This window comes from Microbacterium sp. BWR-S6Y (assembly GCF_041379845.1).
GTDB lineage: Bacteria > Actinomycetota > Actinomycetes > Actinomycetales > Microbacteriaceae > Microbacterium > Microbacterium hydrothermale.
In genome coordinates this window covers 25,403-40,900 of sequence record NZ_JBFECV010000003.1, presented here as the reverse complement: position 1 = coordinate 40,900, position 15,498 = coordinate 25,403, and the positions used below count along the sequence as shown (strand labels likewise).

General features: G+C 71.2%; 10 protein-coding genes. 2 read left to right on the top strand and 8 right to left on the bottom strand.

What is annotated here, in order from left to right; genetic code table 11:
* The 8 genes from AB1K56_RS07210 to AB1K56_RS07175 form a co-directional block, all read right to left on the bottom strand.
* Complete coding sequence (locus AB1K56_RS07210) at nt 1-414, bottom strand: DUF4233 domain-containing protein (protein ID WP_371205102.1); 414 nt, start codon at nt 412-414, stop codon at nt 1-3.
* Nucleotides 402-1,754, bottom strand: coding sequence for a folylpolyglutamate synthase/dihydrofolate synthase family protein (locus AB1K56_RS07205; protein WP_371205101.1), 1,353 nt, complete (start codon nt 1,752-1,754; stop codon nt 402-404). The genes AB1K56_RS07210 and AB1K56_RS07205 overlap by 13 nt, the downstream gene beginning before the upstream one ends.
* Complete coding sequence (gene ileS, locus AB1K56_RS07200) at nt 1,751-5,155, bottom strand: isoleucine--tRNA ligase (RefSeq protein WP_371205100.1); 3,405 nt, start codon at nt 5,153-5,155, stop codon at nt 1,751-1,753. The genes AB1K56_RS07205 and ileS overlap by 4 nt, the downstream gene beginning before the upstream one ends.
* Nucleotides 5,156-5,549: 394 nt before the next feature.
* A complete protein-coding gene (locus tag AB1K56_RS07195) occupies nt 5,550-7,172 on the bottom strand; it encodes a dipeptide ABC transporter ATP-binding protein (RefSeq protein WP_371205099.1) in 1,623 nt (540 codons plus the stop codon).
* The gene (locus AB1K56_RS07190) at nt 7,169-8,005 is read right to left on the bottom strand and encodes an ABC transporter permease (RefSeq protein ID WP_371205098.1); all 837 of its coding nucleotides are present in this window, start codon (nt 8,003-8,005) and stop codon (nt 7,169-7,171) included. The genes AB1K56_RS07195 and AB1K56_RS07190 overlap by 4 nt, the downstream gene beginning before the upstream one ends.
* The gene (locus AB1K56_RS07185; protein ID WP_371205097.1) at nt 8,002-8,979 is read right to left on the bottom strand and encodes an ABC transporter permease; all 978 of its coding nucleotides are present in this window, start codon (nt 8,977-8,979) and stop codon (nt 8,002-8,004) included. Before AB1K56_RS07185 ends, AB1K56_RS07190 begins: the two co-directional genes overlap by 4 nt.
* 14 nt (nt 8,980-8,993) lie before the next feature.
* Entirely contained in the window at nt 8,994-10,607 is a 1,614-nt protein-coding gene (locus AB1K56_RS07180; RefSeq protein ID WP_371205096.1) for an ABC transporter substrate-binding protein, read from the bottom strand.
* Between the two features lie 462 nt (nt 10,608-11,069).
* Entirely contained in the window at nt 11,070-11,660 is a 591-nt protein-coding gene (locus AB1K56_RS07175; protein ID WP_371205095.1) for an endonuclease domain-containing protein, read from the bottom strand.
* An 849-nt stretch (nt 11,661-12,509) separates the two neighbouring features.
* Here AB1K56_RS07175 and valS point away from each other — a divergent pair.
* Both valS and AB1K56_RS07165 read left to right on the top strand, forming a co-directional pair.
* The gene (valS, locus tag AB1K56_RS07170) at nt 12,510-15,080 is read left to right on the top strand and encodes a valine--tRNA ligase (RefSeq protein WP_371205094.1); all 2,571 of its coding nucleotides are present in this window, start codon (nt 12,510-12,512) and stop codon (nt 15,078-15,080) included.
* The gene (locus tag AB1K56_RS07165) at nt 15,080-15,328 is read left to right on the top strand and encodes a hypothetical protein (protein WP_136585521.1); all 249 of its coding nucleotides are present in this window, start codon (nt 15,080-15,082) and stop codon (nt 15,326-15,328) included. Before valS ends, AB1K56_RS07165 begins: the two co-directional genes overlap by 1 nt.
* Nucleotides 15,329-15,498 lie beyond the last annotated feature (170 nt).

Sequence of the window (15,498 nt, the reverse complement as noted above, 5' to 3'; positions counted from 1 at the left end):
TCATTCTCCGTTCGAGAGGTCGGGGTCGGCGGCCCGCCGCGCGTTCGCGCGATCGAGGGCCGCTCCCTTGATCGTCGCATACGCCCACATGCCGCCGAAAATGAGCGCGACGACCGCGAGGGCCGGCACGAGGAAACCGCCGAGCAGCAGCAGCACCTGCAGCCCCCATCCGGCGAACAGCGCCCAGCGGTGACGCAGCAAGCCCGACACCGCGACCATGGCGACGGCGAGGACGATGCCGCCGACGATCCCCCACCAGGGTTCGATGCCGAAGGGGAGCACCTTGAGGCCGTAGACCACGAGGCCGCCAAGGAAGACGATGATCGACTCGAATCCGAGCACGACCGCGCCGAGCGACTCCTGCGCCCCCCGCTGGCGGCGGGGTCGGGGCTGTCGCGGACTCACTCCTGCCACCCGGCCTTCCAGTCCTCGAGCGCGGCGAGACGAAGGGCCTCCCCGGCCAGCACGACCGACCCGGCGATCACGACCGCGCGGCGGTCGGACTCCGCGGCCCATGCGCGAGCGGCGTCGGCGGCGTCTTCGAGGGTCGGGTGCACGGTGACGGGCAGGTCGGCCGCCTCCGCGACGTCGGCGATCGCATCGGGGTCGGTCGCGCGGTCGCTGTCGGGGGCGGTCGCGAAGACCCGCGCGACGGCCGGAGCGAGCGTCGACATGATGCCCGCGGCATCCTTGCCCTCGAGGATGCCGACCACGGCCCCCCACTCGTCGATGTCGAACGACTCCTTCAGCGCGGCGACGAGGGCGCACGCGCCGTGCGGGTTGTGCGCGGCGTCGACGAAGACCGTCGGCGCGGTGCCGATGAGCTGCAGGCGCCCCGGGGAGGTCGCGTTGCCGAGGCCGTCGGCGACCACGTCGGCGTTCAGCGCCTGCTCTCCCCCGCCGATGAGCGACTCGACGGCCGCGACCGCGAGGGCCGCGTTGGCGCCCTGGTGCGCGCCATAGAGCGGAAGGTACACCTCGCGGTACGAACCGGCGATGCCCCGCAGGTCGAGCTGCTGGCCGCCCACGGCGAGGGTCTGCCCCTCGAGGGCGAAGCCGTCGCCGGCGACGGCCACGGTCGCGCCTTCCTTCTCGGCACGCGCGCGGATCGCGCGCAGCGCCTCGGGCGGCTGGGGCGCCGAGACGACGGCCGCCCCGGGCTTGATGATCCCCGCCTTGACGGTGGCGATCTCGGCGATCGTCGACCCCAGCCGGTCGGCGTGGTCGATGTCGATGGGCGTGAAGACCGCGACGTCGCCGTCGGCGGTGTTCGTCGAGTCCCACTCCCCGCCCATTCCGACCTCGAGAACGAGGACGTCGATCGGCGCGTCGGCGGCGACCACGAACGCGAGCACCGTGAGCAGTTCGAAGAAGGTCAGCGGGGCGTCTCCGGATGCCGCGAGCTCGGCATCCACCATGTCGACGAACGGCTGGATCTCGTCCCACGCGTCGGCGATCGCGGCATCCGCCACGGGCTCCCCGTCGATGAGGATGCGCTCGGTGAAGCGCTCGAGGTGCGGGCTGGTGAACAGGCCGGTGCGCAGGCCCATCGCGCGCAGCAGGCTCTCGATCATGCGGCTGGTCGAGGTCTTGCCGTTCGTTCCGGTGACGTGGATCACGCGGTACGTGCGCTGCGGGTCGGCGAGCAGCTCGAGCACGCGGCGGGTGCGCTCGACGCGCGGCTGCACCCACTGCTCCCCCTGCCGCTCGAGGAGCGCGCTGTAGACGGCGTCGGCGCGGGTGCGGTCGCTCATGCGGGGGCTCCGATCCGCGCGACGGCGACCGTGACGGCACCGGCGTTCGCATAGGTCTTGGCGGCGATCTGCGCCTCGTGCTCGGCGGGGAGGGCCCGGCCGCTCTCGATCAGTCGTCCTCCGGGACCGGCGAGCACGACGGCCTCGGCGAGGGTCTCGGATGCCACACCGGCGACCTCGAACGCCTGGGCGACGGCCTGCGCGTCGGCGTCGTCGGCGAACGTGAGCGAGAGGAAGATCCGGTCGCTCACGTCGAAGCCGGCGGCCTTGCGGGTGTCCTGGATGCCGCGGATCATGTCGCGCGCCAGGCCCTCGGCCTCGAGCTCGGGGGTGGTGACGGTGTCGAGCAGCACGAAGCCGCCCGACGACAGCACGGCCAACGCCTCACCCTCGGGACGACCCGCGGTCTCGACGACCAGGTCGTACTCGGCGGGCTCGAGCGGGATGCCGCCGGCGACGACCTTCCCGTCGACCTCGCTCCAGTCGCCCTCGCGCGCGGCCTTGATGGCCTGCTGCACCTGCTTGCCCAGGCGCGGACCCGCGGCGCGGGCGTTCACCGAGAGGCGGTGGGTGATGCCGTACTCGGCGGCCGTTCCCTCCCGGAGGGCGACCTGCTCGACCGCCTTGACGTTGAGCTCTTCGCGGAGGATGTCGTCGAACTGCGCCAGGCCCGCGGCATCCGGGGTCACCACCGTCAGGCGCGGCAGGGGCAGGCGCACGCGCTTGCCCTCGCGCTTGCGCAGGGCGTTCGCGACGCTCGAGACCTCGCGGACGGTGTCCATCGCCGTGCGGATGTCCTCCGCCGCGGGGAACGCCGCGGCATCGGGCCAGTCGGCCAGGTGCACGCTGCGCCCGCCCGTCAGGCCCTGCCACACGCGCTCGGTGACCAGCGGCAGCAGCGGAGCGGCGACGCGGGTCAGCGTCTCGAGCACCGTGTAGAGCGTGTCGAAGGCCTCGCGGCTGCGCGGGTCGTCGGTCACGCCCACCCAGAAGCGGTCGCGCGAGCGGCGGATGTACCAGTTGGTCAGCACCTCGGCGAAGTCGCGCAGGCGCTCGGCCGCGGTCGTGGAGTCGAGGCCTTCGAGGTCGGCGGCCACGTCGCGGACGAGGTCGCCGGTGAGCGCCAGGATGTACCGGTCGAGCACGTCGGTCGAGTCGGTGCGCCACTCGGCGGTGTAGCCCTCGGGGCCCGAGGCGTTGCTGTAGGTCGCGAAGAAGTACCACGCGTTCCACAGCGGCAGCAGGAACTCGCGCACGCCCGAGCGGATGCCCTCCTCGGTCACGACGAGGTTGCCACCCCGCAGGACGCTCGACGACATGAGGAACCAGCGCATCGCGTCGGAGCCGTCGCGGTCGAACACCTCGCGCACGTCGGGGTAGTTGCGCAGCGACTTCGACATCTTCTGTCCGTCGTTGCCGAGCACGATGCCGTGGCACGACACGCCCGTGTAGGCGGGGCGGTCGAACAGCGCGGTCGAGAGCACGTGCATGACGTAGAACCAACCGCGGGTCTGCCCGATGTACTCGACGATGAAGTCGGCGGGGGCGTGCTCGTCGAACCACTCGTGGTTCTCGAACGGGTAGTGCACCTGCGCGAACGGCATCGAGCCCGAGTCGAACCACACGTCGAGCACGTCTTCGATGCGGCGCATCGTGGACTGCCCCGTCGGGTCGTCGGGGTTCGGACGCGTGAGGTCGTCGATGTAGGGACGGTGCAGGTCGACCTCGCCGTCGGCGTTCACCGGCAGGCGGCCGAAGTCGGCCTCCATCTCGGCGAGCGAGCCGTACACGTCGACGCGCGGGAAGTTCGGGTCGTCGCTCTTCCACACCGGGATCGGCGAGCCCCAATAGCGGTTGCGGCTGATCGACCAGTCGCGCGCCCCCTCGAGCCACTTGCCGAACTGGCCCTCCTTGACGTTCTCGGGCACCCAGGTGATCTGCTGGTTGTTCGCCAGCAGATCGTCCTTGATGTCGGTCACGCGCACGAACCAGCTCGACACGGCCTTGTAGATGAGAGGGTTTCGGCAGCGCCAGCAGTGCGGGTACGAGTGCTCGTACGACGCCTCGCGCAGCAGGCGACCGGCCTGCTTCAGCAGACGGATGAGGGGACGGTTGGCCTCGAGCCACAGCTCGCCCGCGACGTCGGTCACGGCCGACAGGAACCGTCCGCTGTCGTCGAGCGAGATGATCGTCGGCAGACCCGCGGCATCCGCGAGGCGCTTGTCGTCCTCACCGTAGGCGGGGGCCTGGTGCACGATGCCGGTGCCGTCGGAGACCGTGACGTAGTCGTCCACGAGGATCTTCCACGCGTTCTGCGTGCCCCACGTGTCGGCGTCGGCGTAGTAGTCGAACAGCCGGTCGTACGCGACGCCCTCGAGCTCCGCGCCCGAGATCGTCGTCTGCACGGCCTCGCGGGCGGCATCCGCGCTGTCGTACCCGAGGTCCTTGGCGTAGTTCGCAAGCAGGTCCTCGGCCAGCAGGTAGCGGTGCGCGACGGCCTCGAACGCCTCGTCGGGCGTGCCGTCGGGGGTCGTGTGCACGTCGGCCGCGCCGTTCGGGCCGCCCTCGACCACCGCGTACCGGATGCCGGGACCCACCGCGAGAGCGAGGTTCGTCGGCAGGGTCCACGGCGTCGTCGTCCAGGCCAGGGCGCGGACGCCGGTGAGGCCGAGCGACTCGGCCTTGGCGCCCACGAGCGGGAAGGTGACCGTGACCGAGGGGTCCTGGCGCATCTTGTAGACGTCGTCGTCCATGCGCAGCTCGTGCGTCGACAGCGGCGTCTCGTCGCGCCAGCAGTAGGGCAGCACGCGGTAGCCCTCGTAGGCGAGACCCTTGTCGTGCAGCGTCTTGAACGCCCACAGGACGCTCTCCATGTACGTCGTGTCGAGCGTCTTGTAGCCGCGCTCGAAGTCGACCCAGCGGGCCTGGCGGGTGACGTAGTCCTGCCACTCGCGCGTGTACTCGAGCACCGACTCGCGGGCCTTCGCGTTGAAGGTCGCGACGCCCATGCGCTCGATCTCGTCCTTCTCGGTGATGCCGAGCTGCTTCATCGCCTCGAGCTCGGCGGGAAGGCCGTGCGTGTCCCAGCCGAAGACGCGGTCGACCTTCTTGCCGCGCATCGTCTGGAAGCGCGGGAAGACGTCCTTCGCGTACCCGGTGAGCAGGTGTCCGTAGTGCGGCAGGCCGTTCGCGAAGGGCGGGCCGTCGTAGAACACCCACTCCTCGGCGCCCTCGCGATTCGCGATGGAGGCGCGGAAGGTGTCGTCGGCCTTCCAGAAGGCGAGCGTGTCGTCCTCGATCGCCGGGAAGCGGGGGCTCGGGACGACGGATGCGGTCGCTGTGACGGCGGCGCTCTGCGCGTCGGCGGCCGGGCCGAAGGATGAGGGGCGAGGGTAGGTCATGTCTCTCCGCGGGTCGAGGTCTCCTCGCCGGGACGATCCTCTCGGACCGCGGTACCACCCTGCGTTGCGCCGGACCCTTCGACGAGCTCAGGGGCCGGCACCGCTCTCACTGCGGCTGTGACGGGCCTGCCCCGCGCGGTTCTACTTGTTCGGTCCCTGAGCGTGTCGAAGGGCCGGAGGTTCTTCCGCGAGCTCCCCGGTGATGGCCGGATCGGTGCTGATCGCTCCATTCTACGCGAGCCGCGCGCGGTGCGCTGCGGGTCGTGTCGACGGGTGCCCGCCCCGCGGAGTGTCCGAGAAATCCGGAGGCCGGGGCGCTCGCGTCCGGGTGTTGTGGACGCTCGGGTGGGGAGCGCACCCGCGCGGAGCGGCGCCGGCGGACGCGACCGCCGGTTCAGGCGCGGGCAGGGCCCAGACCCGCCGCGGCCAGCAGCTCCCGGGTGAACGGATGCCGCGGGTCGGCGAAGACGCACGACACGGTGCCCGAATCCACGACGCGCCCGTCCTTCATCACGATCACGTCATCGGCGATACCCGCGACGACGTCGAGGTCGTGCGTGACGAACACCATCGCGAGGTCGCGCTCGGCCTGCAGGGCGAGGAGGCGGTCGAGGATGCGCGCGCGCACCGACGCGTCGAGCGCCGAAACCGGCTCGTCGAGCACGAGCAGGTCGGGCGAGACCGCGAGGGCGCGGGCGATCGCGACGCGCTGCCGCTGACCGCCCGACAGCTGCGCGGGCCGGCGGCGCACGAACGCCGGTGACAGGCCGACCTCCTCCAGCAGGGCGGCGACAGCGGCTCGGCGGGCGGGACGCGCGACGCCTCCCGCGGCCACGGCCTCGGCGAGTGTGCGTCCGATCGTCCACCGCGGGTCGAGGGCACCCCAGGGGTTCTGCTGCACGAGCTGGACGCGGGTCCGCGCGGCGCCGCGCGCGACGCGCGAGGACCAGGGACGTCCGTCGAAGCGAAGGGAGCCGGCATCCGGGTCGTCGACCCCGACGAGCAGGCGCGCGAGCGTCGTCTTGCCCGAGCCGGACTCGCCGACGACCGCCAGGGTGCGGCCCCGGCGGACCTCCAGCGATACGTCATCGACCGCGACGCGCCGACCGAAGCTCTTGCGCAGCCCCTCGACCGCGATGAGGGGGGCGTCGGTGCGGGGAGCGCGTCCGAGGGGACGGTGCGACACCGCCTCGACGAGGGTGCGCGTCTGCGGATCGTGCGGCGCGGCGAGCACCTGCGCGGTCGGGCCGGTCTCGACGACCCGCCCCTCGTGCATCACCACCACCCGGTCGGCCACCCGCGCGACGGCCGCGAGGTCGTGACTGATGAACACCACCGCCACGCCGTCGTCGGCGATACGACGCAGGAGCGCGAGCACGTGGGCCTGCACCGTGGCATCCAGGGCTGTCGTCGGCTCGTCGGCGACGAGCACGGCCGGTCGAGCCGCAAGGGCCGAGGCGATGAGGGCGCGTTGACGCTGCCCCCCGGACAGCTCGTGCGGGTACCGGCGGGCGCGCTCCTCGGGCTCGGGGAGGGCGACGCGCTTGAGGCTCGCCCGCACCCGAGCCGACAGCGCCTCACCGCGCACGGCCGGCTCGTGGATGCGGATCGCCTCGGCCACTTCGGCACCCACGCGGCGCAGGGGGTCGAGCGAGACGAGGGCATCCTGCGACACCAGCGCGATGCGACGTCCGCGCAGCGCGCGCCACTGCCGCTCGCCGAGGCCGCTCGCATCGACGCCGTCGATCTCAAGAGCATCGACGCGGGTCGAGAGACCGCGCGGCACGAGCCCGAGCAGGGCGCGGGCGCTGAGCGACTTGCCCGTGCCCGACTCCCCCACGATCGCGACGCACTCGCCCGGGGCGACGTCGAGGTCGAGTCCTCGCACGAGCGCGCCGGCGGGACCGTCGATGCGCAGACCGCGCAGACGGATGCCGCGGCCCGACGCCGCGTAGACACCGGGGGTCGCGGAACCCGGCCCCGAACCGCCGGCACGAAGCTCCCCGTCGCCGCTCATGCGCCCCGCTCCTCGGTTCGCGCCCGCAGAACACGGCCGACGACGCTGACGCTCACGACCGTCGCCGTGATTGCCGCTCCCGGGAACACGGCGACCCAGGGCGCCTGCAGCAGCAGATTGCGCCCGGCCGACAGCATCAGCCCCCACTCCGGGGTCGGCTCGGTCGGCCCGAGGCCCAGGAAGCTCAGCCCCGCCGCCGCGAGGATGCTCGTGCCGACGCCGATCGTGGCGAGCACGCTCACCGCCCCGAGGACCCCCGGCAGCACGTGCCGCACGTGCACGACCGCCGCGGGCACACCGATGAGCCGCGCGGCCTCGACGTGCTCGGCGGCGGCGAGGGAGCGCGTCTGCGCCCGGGCGAGGCGCACGTACACCGGCACCGCGGCGATCGTCACCGCGACGGCGACGTTGACCGGTCCCGGGCCCAGCACCGCCACCACGAGCAGGGCGACGAGGAACTCGGGGAACGCCAGCAGCACGTCCACGATGCGCATGGCCGCGGCATCCGCCCACCGCGGAGCGACCGCCGACAGCGACCCGGCGATCACCCCCGCCACGAGGGCGAGGCCTGTCGCGAGCAGGCCGATCCCCACCGAGCGTCCGGCGCCGAAGACCACGCGCGAGTACACGTCGCGTCCGCTCTGATCGGTGCCGAACCAGTGCGCCGCACTCGGCGGTTGAAGGCTCGCGCGCACATCGGTCACGAGGGGGTCGTGCGTGGCGAGCAGCCCGGGGGCGATCGCGGCGAGGGCGATCACGACGAGCACCGCTCCGGCCGTCGAGAGCGCGATCGCCCGTCCCGTCCGCGGGCGCGACGGGGCCGCGACGCTCACGCGGGGACCCCCGCCCGCACGCGCAGCGCCGTCCGGTCGGTGCGCAGGCGCGGGTCGAGCAGGGGCACGACGAGGTCGACGAGCGTATTGACCACGACGAACACGAGGGCGCTCAGCAGGATCACCCCGGTGATCACGGGCAGATCGCGATCGGTGATGGCCGTGAGGGTCACGCGGCCGATCCCCGGACGCGCGAACACCGTCTCGACCAGCACCGCGCCACCCAGCAGCGAGCCAACGAGGTAGGCCGCGAGCGTGACTCCTCCGACGCCCGCGTGCCGCAGCGTGTGGTGCACGCTCTCGCGCAGCGGCGTCGCCCCGCGCGCCCGCACCGTCAGCAGGAACGGCTCGCGCTCGGCCGCCTCGACCCCGTCGCGCAGCACCTGCGACAGCAGGGCCGCGACGGGAAGGGCCAGGGTCACCGCGGGCAGCACGATCGCCGCGGCGTCCCGCGCCCCCGACACCGGGAACCATCCGAGCTGGAACGAGAACACGCTCAACAGCACGAGGCCCGTCCAGAACACCGGCGACGACAGCACGACGAGTTCGATCCCGGATGCCACGGCCCGGCCGGTGCGCCCGCGCACGAGCAGGGCGGATGCCAGGGCCAGCACCACCGCGATCACCAGCGCGAGCGCCGAGAGCTGCAGCGTCGGGCCGAGCTGGCGGCCGATCACCTCGACCACCGGCTGACGCAGCTGATACGACTCCCCCAGGTCGCCGCGCGCGAGGCGCGCCAGGAACATCGCGTACTGCTCGAGCACGGGGCGGTCGAGGCCGAGCTCGCTGCGGATCCCGGCCTTGACGGACTCCGCGACCTGCGCCTGCGGACCGAGCATGACCGACACGGGGTCGCCCGGGATGACGCGGAACGCCGCGAACGCCAGGGTCGCCGCCCCCCACAGCACGAGGACGACGGATGCCACGATCCCGGCGATGCGCCGGACGAGGGCGCGCGAGCGGGAGCGTGGCATCCGAGGGTCCGGGCTCAGCCGACGGAGGCGGTCGCGAACAGCGGACGACCGTACAGGTCGAACGTCAGCCCCGACACGTCCGGACGCACGGCGCTGATGAGCGTCGGGCTGTACAGGGGCACGATCGCGGCGTGCTCGGCGTTCCACTGCTGCACCTGGGCGTACACGTCGTCGCGCGCGGCCTGGTCGGCCGTGGAGGCGCCCTGCTCCAGCAGCGCGTCCATCGCGGGGTCGCTCACCTGCGAGGCGTTCTGGAATCCGTCGGTGGCGAGGTGGCTGCGCAGCAGATCGGGGTCGACGCCCGAGAAGCCCCAGTCGGTGACGTCGTAGGTCTTGGGCCCGTACTGCTCGTTGTAGGCGCCCGGCTCGAGCACCTCGCGCTGCAGGTCGAAGCCGACCGCCTTGAGGTCGCTCTGCACGGCGTTCGCGAGAGCGGCGCGGTCGTCGGGCACCGGGGTCCAGGCGATCCAGCGCGCGGAGAGGCGCTGGCCGTCCTTGGTGCGGATGCCGTCGGCATCCCGCCCCGTCCAGCCGGCCTCGTCGAGCAGGGCGTTGGCCGCCGCCTGATCGAAGGGCCAGCTGTTCTCGAGGCTCGCGTCGTAGCCGGGGGTGGTCGCCCCGAGGATGCTCCAGGCGCGGGGGTACTGCCCGAAGAAGATCTCGCTGACCGCGGTGTCGACGTCGATCGCTCGCGTGAACGCCTGGCGCACCTTCTCGTCGGCGAAGACGCCGTACTTCTCGTTCAGGAACAGCGAGTAGGGCAGACCCGGGTAGGCGATCGATTCGACGGTGTCGTCGGCGGGCACCTGCGACACGAGGTTCGGCGGCAGGTTCGTCACGACATCGGCCTGACCGCTCGACAGGGCACCGACGCGCACCGAGGCCTCGGGCAGGATGTCGACCCGCAGAGTCTTGAACGAGGGCTTCCCGGCGCCGTCGGGGCCCCAGGTGTAGTCGTCGTTGCGCGTGTACACGATGTCCTGATCGGGCGTGTACTCGGTCAGCTCGAACGGACCGGTGCCGACCGTGACGTCGGGGCCGCCCGCGGCGAGCTGGTCGGCCTTGGTCTCGAGCACCGCCGGGGAGTAGAAGCCCAGCAGGGCCGTGCTCGCCGCCTGCAGGAACGGCGCGTAGGGCTGCGAGAAGCGCACGCGCACAGTGTGCTCGTCGACGACGTCGGTCCCCGCGTACAGGTCGCCGCCCAGCATGCTCGCGGCCTGCGCCGAGGCGGTCGCGGGGTCGGCGATGCGGTCGAAGTTCGCCTTGACCGCGGCGGCGTCGAAGGGCGTCCCGTCGTGGAACGTCACGTCGGTGCGCAGGCGGAAGAGATAGCTCGCGCCGCCGTCCTCGATGTCCCACGACTCGGCCAGCCACGGCGAGAACGACCCGTCTGCCTCTTGGAAAACGAGCGAATCGAGCACGGCGCGCTGCACCATGGCCGTGACGTCGAGCTGGCTGGTCTGGGGGTCCATCTTGCCGGCCGACAGGTTCGCTCCCTCGATCGCCCAGACGATCTCGCCGTCACCGGATGCCGCGGGGTCGGTCCCGGCGCAGGCGGACAGAGAGAGGGCGGAGGCGGCCGCGACAGCGACCGCCGACAGCACGCGACGCGAAAGCGGAGAAGGCATGGGGAATCCTCGGAAGTTCTGGTGGGGAGGCTTTCAGCTTACCGGGGTTCCTGGACCGGGTTCGAAAAGTGCCCCGCCGGGCTCACGCCGACGGCGAACGGCCGCGCGGCGGTGCGTGATCTCCGCGATTCGCTCAATCTCCGTGATCCGCGCAATCTCAGCCAGCATCCGTGCCCCTGGTCCGACATTGCGCGAATCGCTGAGCAGGCGCGAAGACCTCGCCCCGCGATCGCGCGACCTCAGTGATTCGTGCGACGTCAGTCGGCATCCGCGCTCCCGCGCTGACATTGCGCGATTCGCTGAGCGGGTGCGAATACCTCGCCCCGCGATCGCGCTGCCTCAGCGATTCGCGCAATCTCAGTCGGCATCCGCGCTCCTGCGCTGACATTGCGCGATTCGCCGAGCGGACACGAACAGCGGAGATCCCGGCTCGTCGGCTCCGGGGAGGTGCGGGTGGCCGGTTCACGCCCGATGCAGCCCCTGGGCGATGGCGTGCATGATCTGCTCCTGCACGTCGGGCCAGCGGTTCATCACCTGGTCGTACCCCACGCGGATCACGTGATACCCGAGCAGCATCAGCTCGGCATCGTGGCGGATGTCTTTCGCGCGTTGCGCCCCGACGTGGTGTCCGCCATCCACCTGCAGGACCAGTCGCTCGCCGATCAGGAAATCGACCCGGTGGCCGGAGATCCAGATCTGCACCCTGATCGGCAGCCCCAGCCACCGCAGTCGGATGATGACGAAGGTTTCGAGCCCGGAGTCGGCCCACGGCGACGCCTCTTCGACGAGTCGCCGTGCCGTGCCGCTCCACGGCAATCGTCGGAGGTGTCTCAGGTCCACCACCTTCTTGTTCAACGCGGAATCCCAGACCGCGCGCGCCGTCTCATAGGGCTGACACGAGGCGACCGTGAGCAGGATGTTCTCGATGTCGTCCTCGAGCAGATCCGGATGCCGCGGAACAATGCCGCGCTGCCAGTGCACGACAGCCGCCGGGCCGTCGATCCTCCCTCGGCCCGGATAGGCGACATGCGGCCGGTCCGGGTGCTCGGCCACCCACAGTCCGCGGCGTTCCGCGGCGGTGACGCACGACAACACGACTCCCGTCCGAGCCGCCGCCACGAGGTGAGCGTCCGCGGAAGGGAGGGCGACCCAATCCCGTCTGACACGGACGATGAGGCCGCTCTCGAGTGCCTGACTGATGCGATACCGGCTGTGTCCCTCGCGGACGAGACGCGTCGCGCGAGGGACACCTCCGAGTTGTGCGGTGCGGGTCGCGACGGCACGCGCCGCAGAGTCGTTCATAGCGGCAAGGATCGACCCGCGCGGTGCAGGTTTCGTGCCAGTTCCTCCCGACTGTGGATGAATCGTGTGCTGGGGAGGAGGCCATAGAGCAGCGCGCGGCGCTCGTGCAATCTCTGCGAACCGCGCAATCTCAGTCGGTATTCGCCCCACCTCACTGACATTGCGCGAATCCCTGAGCGGGCGCGACGACCTCGCCCCGCGCTGGTGCAATCTCAGCGATCCGGGCAATCTCAGTCGGCATCCGCCCCACCCCACTGACATTGCGTGAATCGCCGAGCGGGCGCGACGACCTCGCCCCGGGCTCGTGCAATCTCAGCGATCCGCGCAATCTCAGCTGGCATCCCCGCCGCTGCACTGACAATGCGCGGATCGCTGAGCGGGCGCAAAGGCCTGACCCCGCGCTCGCGCAACCTCAGCAATCCGCACAACCTCAGCAATCCTCATAACTTCGGCCGGCATCCGCCCCACTCCCCTGACAACGCGCGAATCGCTGAGCCTGCGCGCCCCGACGCGCGCCCGCGTGAGACCCCCGCTATCGTTGAGGTCACACCCATCAGGCACGCTCACACAGTGCCGCCTATATCGCTCGAGGAGTACCCCATGGCTGCCACCATTCCCGACAAGCCCGCGCTGGAAGGCCTCGAGCAGAAATGGGATGCCGCGTGGCGCGAGCGCGGAACCTACGTCTTCGACCGCATCCGCGCGGCCGAGGCCGGCCGACAGGGCGTGTACTCGGTCGACACCCCGCCCCCGACGGCATCCGGAAGCCTCCACATCGGGCACGTGTTCTCGTTCACGCACACCGACGTGAAGGTGCGCTTCGAGCGCATGCGCGGCAAGACCGTGTTCTACCCGATGGGCTGGGATGACAACGGCCTCCCCACCGAGCGTCGCGTGCAGAACTACTACGGCGTGCGCTGCGACCCCTCGCTCCCCTACGACGCCGACTTCACCCCGCCCTTCGCGGGCGGCGACAACAAGAGCAGCAAGGCCGCCGACCAGGTGCCCATCAGCCGCCGCAACTTCATCGAGTTGTGCGAGCAGCTCACCGTCGAGGACGAGAAGCAGTTCGAGGACCTCTTCCGCGAGCTCGGCCTCAGTGTCGACTGGACGCAGACGTACCGCACGATCTCCGACGACTCGATTCGCACGAGCCAGCTGGCGTTCCTGCGCAACATCGAGCGCGGCGAGGCGTACCAGGCCCTCGCGCCGACGCTGTGGGACGTGGACTTCCGCTCCGCGATCGCCCAGGCCGAGCTCGAGGACCGCGACCAGCCCGCGGCCTACCACCGCGTGGGCTTCGCCAAGACCGACGGTTCGGGCGAGGTGTTCATCGAGACCACCCGTCCCGAGCTGCTCCCGGCGTGCGTGGCGCTCGTGGCGAACCCCGACGACGAGCGTTACCAGCCGCTGTTCGGCACGACCGTGCGCACCCCCTTGTTCGACGTCGAGGTGCCCGTGCTCGCGCACCCCCTCGCGCAGAAGGACAAGGGCTCGGGCATCGCCATGATCTGCACGTTCGGCGACGTCACCGACATCATCTGGTGGCGCGAGCTCGACCTGCCCAACCGCACGATCATCGGCAAGGACGGCCGCATCGTCGCCGACGCCCCCGAGGTGATCGTGACGGATGCCGCGAAGGCGGCGTACGGCGAGCTCGCGGGCAAGACCGTGTTCAGCGCCAAGAAGCGCATCGTCGAGCTGCTGCAGGAGTCCGGGGCCATGGAGGGCGCGCCCAAGCCCTTCACGCACCCCGTGAAGTTCTTCGAGAAGGGCGACCGCCCGCTCGAGATCGTGTCGACGCGCCAGTGGTACATCCGCAACGGCGCGCGGGATGCCGAGCTGCGCGAGCGTCTGATCTCGCTCGGTCGCGAGATGTCGTGGCATCCGGACTTCATGCGCGTGCGCTTCGAGAACTGGACCAGCGGACTCACCGGCGACTGGCTCGTATCGCGCCAGCGCTTCTTCGGCGTGCCGATCCCGGTCTGGTACGGCCTCGACGAGAACGGGGAGCGGGACTACTCGCGCGTGCTGACGCCCGATCTCGCGTCGCTCCCGGTCGACCCGACCACCGACGTGCCCCCGGGCTACACCGAGGACCAGCGGGGCGTGCCGGGCGGGTTCGACGCCGAGCGCGACATCCTCGACACGTGGGCGACGTCGTCGCTCACCCCGCAGCTGGCCGGCGGCTGGCAGCGCGACGAGGAACTGTGGAACCTCGTGTCGCCGTTCGACCTGCGCCCGCAGGGTCAGGACATCATCCGCACCTGGCTCTTCTCGACGATGCTGCGCAGCGCCCTCGAGGACGACCGGAGCCCCTGGTCGGATGCCGCGATCTCGGGCTTCATCGTCGACCCCGACCGCAAGAAGATGTCGAAGTCGAAGGGCAACGTGGTCACGCCCGCCGACATCCTGAAGCAGCACGGCTCCGACGCGGTGCGGTACTGGTCGGCGTCGAGCCGCCTCGGAACCGACGCTGCCTTCGACCCCCAGAACCCCACGCAGGTCAAGATCGGTCGGCGCCTCGCGATCAAGCTGTTGAACGCGGCGAAGTTCGTGCTGTCGTTCCCGGTGCCCGAGGGAGCCGAGGTCACGCACGCTCTCGACGCGTCGATGCTCGCGACCCTGGATGCCGTGGTGCGCGACGCCACGGCCGCGTTCGAGGCGTACGACCACGCGCGGGCGCTCGAGATCACGGAGTCGTTCTTCTGGACGTTCTGCGACGACTACCTCGAGCTCGTGAAGGAGCGCGCGTACGACCAGTCCGACGCCGGTCAGGCGTCGGCGGCTCTCGCGCTGCGCACGGCCCTGTCGACGCTGGTGCGCCTGTTCGCCCCCGTGCTGTCGTTCGCGTCCGAAGAGGTGTGGTCGTGGTTCGAGGAGGGCTCGGTGCACACCTCCGCGTGGCCCGAGCCGAGCGGCTCGGAGGGAGACCCCGCCGTGCTGACCGCGGTGAGCGCCGCGCTCATCGGCATCCGTCGCGCCAAGACCGAGGCGAAGGCCTCGCAGAAGACGCCGGTGACCTCGCTCACCGTGTCGGGCCCCCACGTCGAGGCGCTGCGTCTCGCCGAGGGCGACCTGCGCGCGGTCGGACGCATCGAGAAGATCTCGTTCGCCGAGGCCGACTCCACCACCGTCACCGACATCGTGTTCGCACCCCAGGAGGCCTGATGCAACTCGGAACCCGTTGGACCGCTCGTGAGCAGCCGCCGAAGGCTGTTCCCGAGGTTCTGCACGCGCAGATCGCCGCGGTCGAGGCAGCCCTCAACCCCGACGGTCTGAGCGCTCCCGCCCCGCGCTGGACGCTGACCTTCCTCGAGGGGCGCCCCGTCGCCGAGCTCGACACGGGGGTCATCGTGAGCCAGGATGCCGCGGGCGAGGTCGTCGTGCGCTACGACGACGACGCCGAATTCGCCTGAGCCCTCCCGCCAGAGCGACGGAGCCCGTCGACGCTTTCACGCGTCGGCGGGCTTCGTACGTGAGAGCGGGGAGGTGACTGAGCCTGTCGAAGCCGCCGGAGGCTTGCCGGTGCCGGTCGCTTCGACGAGCTCAGGGACCTGGGGATCGGGAGGTGGCTGAGCATGTCGAA

Coding starts and splice junctions, on each gene's coding strand:
- AB1K56_RS07180 (WP_371205096.1), bottom strand. CDS start 10,607: ATGCCTTCTCCGCTTTCGCGTCGCGTGCTGTCGGCGGTCGCTGTCGCG.
- AB1K56_RS07165 (WP_136585521.1), top strand. CDS start 15,080: ATGCAACTCGGAACCCGTTGGACCGCTCGTGAGCAGCCGCCGAAGGCT.
- AB1K56_RS07205 (WP_371205101.1), bottom strand. CDS start 1,754: ATGAGCGACCGCACCCGCGCCGACGCCGTCTACAGCGCGCTCCTCGAG.
- AB1K56_RS07185 (WP_371205097.1), bottom strand. CDS start 8,979: ATGCCACGCTCCCGCTCGCGCGCCCTCGTCCGGCGCATCGCCGGGATC.
- ileS (WP_371205100.1), bottom strand. CDS start 5,155: ATGACCTACCCTCGCCCCTCATCCTTCGGCCCGGCCGCCGACGCGCAG.
- valS (WP_371205094.1), top strand. CDS start 12,510: ATGGCTGCCACCATTCCCGACAAGCCCGCGCTGGAAGGCCTCGAGCAG.
- AB1K56_RS07195 (WP_371205099.1), bottom strand. CDS start 7,172: ATGAGCGGCGACGGGGAGCTTCGTGCCGGCGGTTCGGGGCCGGGTTCC.